Annotated in this window: 4 protein-coding genes; 2 read left to right on the forward strand and 2 right to left on the reverse strand. The window is 71.2% G+C overall.

Translation table 11 applies throughout. The features are described from left to right. The coding region (locus VIR15_RS06320) for a response regulator transcription factor (protein WP_331926629.1) at positions 1-729 on the forward strand (729 nt) is incomplete at its 5' end. A 23-nt stretch (positions 730-752) separates the two neighbouring features. Beyond that, positions 753-1910 carry a sensor histidine kinase gene (locus VIR15_RS06325; protein WP_414654928.1) on the forward strand — a complete coding sequence of 386 codons (1158 nt, stop codon included), beginning with the start codon at positions 753-755 and terminating at the stop codon, positions 1908-1910. On the opposite strand, the gene VIR15_RS06330 is transcribed toward VIR15_RS06325, so the two are convergent. Beyond that, positions 1887-2327, reverse strand: a complete 441-nt coding sequence (locus VIR15_RS06330; protein WP_331926630.1) for a TMEM175 family protein — start codon at positions 2325-2327, stop codon at positions 1887-1889. The two genes, VIR15_RS06325 and VIR15_RS06330, sit on opposite strands and share 24 nt — an antisense overlap. A 178-nt stretch (positions 2328-2505) precedes the next feature. Then, positions 2506-2890 (reverse strand): aromatic-ring hydroxylase C-terminal domain-containing protein (locus VIR15_RS06335; RefSeq protein WP_524538091.1); only part of this gene is annotated, 385 nt, incomplete at its 5' end.

The raw sequence follows: 2890 nt of genomic DNA on the forward strand, positions 1-2890 counted from the left end.
CGGCCCGAAGCCGCGTCGTCGACTCCCACGGTCCTCGTCGTCGACGACGAGCGCGCGCTTGCGCAGATGGTCGGCTCGTACCTGATCCGGGCCGGGTACACGGTGTCCGAGGCCTACACGGGACCCGATGCGGTGTCCCGGGCCCGGGAGCTCGATCCCGACGTCATCGTGCTCGACCTCGGCCTCCCGGGGCTCGACGGCATCGAGGTGTGCCGCCAGGTGCGGACCTTCTCGGACTGCTACGTCCTCATGCTCACCGCCCGCGGCGACGAGGTGGACCGGATCGTCGGCCTTTCGGTCGGTGCCGACGACTACATCACCAAGCCTTTCAGCGCCCGAGAGCTCGTCGCCCGCGTCCAGGCAGTGCTCCGTCGCCCGCGACGGGGCGCTGACGCGTCCCACCCCGGCGACGGTCCGGCGGAGCAGCCGGCCCGGGTCTTCGGCGACCTGTCCATCGACCCCGCTGGGCGCGGTGTCTCCGTCGCTGGGCAGCCGGCCGCGCTGACCCGGACCGAGTTCGACCTCCTCGACGTCCTCTCGGCCCGCCCGAAGTACGCCTTCTCGAGGCGTCAGCTCATCGACGAGGTGTGGGACATCGCCTGGGTCGGCGACGAGCACATCGTCGACGTCCACATCGGCCACATCCGCCGCAAGCTCGGAGACGATCCCGCCGCTCCGCGGTACATCGACACGGTGCGCGGTGTCGGCTACCGGATGGGCAGGGGTTGAGCGGCATGGGCAGCATGAGCGGCATGAACGGCATGAGCACGGGCAGCTCGTCGAGCGGCCGGGGCGGACTCGCCTCGCGGCTCATGCTCGCCCAGGTCCTCGTCCTCGGCGCCAGCGTGGTCACCGCCGGCGTGGTCGCTGCCATCGTCGGGCCGCCCCTCTTCCACGAGCACCTGCTGGAGGCGGGTCTTGCGCCCGACTCGCCCCTGCTGGCTCACGTCGAGCAGGCCTACCGTGACGCCTCGCTCGTCTCCTTGGCCGTCGCCCTCGTCATCTCGTTGGCCTGCGCCGCCGCGGTGACGTGGTACGTGACACGTCGCATGCAGGCGCCGCTCGGTGCCCTGTCCAACGCGGCCCGAGAGGTCTCCCGGGGCCACTTCGGGGCCCGGGTCGGTCCCTTGGGCGCGGGGACCGAGTTCGACGAGCTGCGCCAGGCGTTCAATCTCATGGCGAGTCAGCTCGAGCAGACTGAGGACACCCGGCGGCGCCTGCTGTCCGATCTGGCCCACGAGCTGCGCACGCCGATCGCGACGCTCACGGTCTACTGCGAGGGACTGCGCGACGGCGTGACGACGTGGAGCCCCGAGACCGAGCGGGTGATGACCGACCAGACCGAGCGGCTGGCCCGACTCGCGGCCGACCTGGATGACGTGTCGCGCGCGGAGGAGGGGCGCCTGACCCTGGAGCTCTCCGCGACGCCGGTCCGCGAGCTCATCTGGTCGGGGGCCCAGGCAAAGCGCGAGGCCTTCGCTCGGCAGGGCGTGAAGCTCGACGTCCGGGCCGCTGAGGCGCCCGATGTGCGCGTCCAAGCCGACTCCCGGCGAGTCGGCCAGGTCCTCGACAACCTGCTCGGCAACGCGCTGCGCCACACGCCTCGGGGCGGTGCGGTCCAGCTGTTTGCCCGGGCGGTCACCGAGGCGGTCGAGATCGTCGTCGCCGACACCGGGGACGGGATGAGCGCGGACCAGTTGCCGCACGTCTTCGAGCGGTTCTACCGGGGCGACACGGCGCGGGACCGTGACCGGGCTGGCTCCGGCCTCGGGCTGACGATCAGTCGCGCCATCGCCGATGCGCACGGGGGGAGCCTGGTGGCCTCCAGCCCGGGTCCCGGCCGAGGGTCGACGTTCATCCTGACGCTTCCGGTCGGGCGGATCGCCTCATCCGATGGATCGGGACGATGAAGAACACGGCGATGAGCAGGTAGCCCGCAGCGTGAGCCCGTAGACCGTGGAAGCGACCTTGCCCGCGTCGCGGTCTCCGACGCTCTCGGCGAGCAGGCGACTGGGGAAGGGCAGGAAGGACACGAGCAGGAGCAGCAGGAGGTTGATCCGCAGCAGCCACACATCGCCGTGGTGGAGGTACTCGCTCATCGCGGTGTGGGCGAGCCAGATCGCGCCGACGGTCGCAAAGCTGACGACGTACGCCAGGTAGGACGGCCACTGGTCGAGCACGGCTCGCAGCAGGTCGCTCTCCGAGCCCGGCGGCACCGTGATCTCGAGCACGAGCAGTGTGATCGCGATGGCGAAGACGCCGTCGCTGAACGCCTCCATCCGGCTCATCCGCATTTGACGCCCCGGCCACTCGCCTTCCCGGCTCACAAGTGTCTCCTTCCACCCGCCCTTCCTGCAGGATCCACCCGACCACCCACGCGTGTCAGCGGTATGCCGCTGAGCCGGCCCAGCGGCATACGGCTGAGTTGTGCTCCTCCCGCAGTCGGCCGGAGGACGCGGGCAACCGAGATCACGTGGCGGCGAACGCCGCTGCACTCGTGCGCCGTCAGCGGCGTGCTGCTACGTGCGCCGGGGTGGAGAGGAGCGAGGCGAGCGCGTCCGGAAGGCTCGCTGCCCCGGATCGTGCATCTGCCGATGTCCACGCGATGACGCCGTCCGGGCGGATCAGCACCGCGCCAGGCACCTCCAGGGCGGACCCGTCGGCGACGTGATGGAGCTTCAGACTCAGACCCGTGCCGGCCTCGATCTGCTCGACCGCCTGGTCGTACCCAGCGTGTCCGGGCGGCACGACCAGGGCGAAGCCGTCCGACGCGAGGTCCACGGTGGATACCGAACGGTCCTCGTCGAGCCATCGGTGCGGAACCCGCGCTCCGACCGTCCAGCGCCCGTCCCGGGGGTTCTCGAGCGGCGGGTCTGGCAGGTCGCCGCCT

This window comes from Intrasporangium sp. (assembly GCF_036566125.1).
GTDB lineage: Bacteria > Actinomycetota > Actinomycetes > Actinomycetales > Dermatophilaceae > Intrasporangium.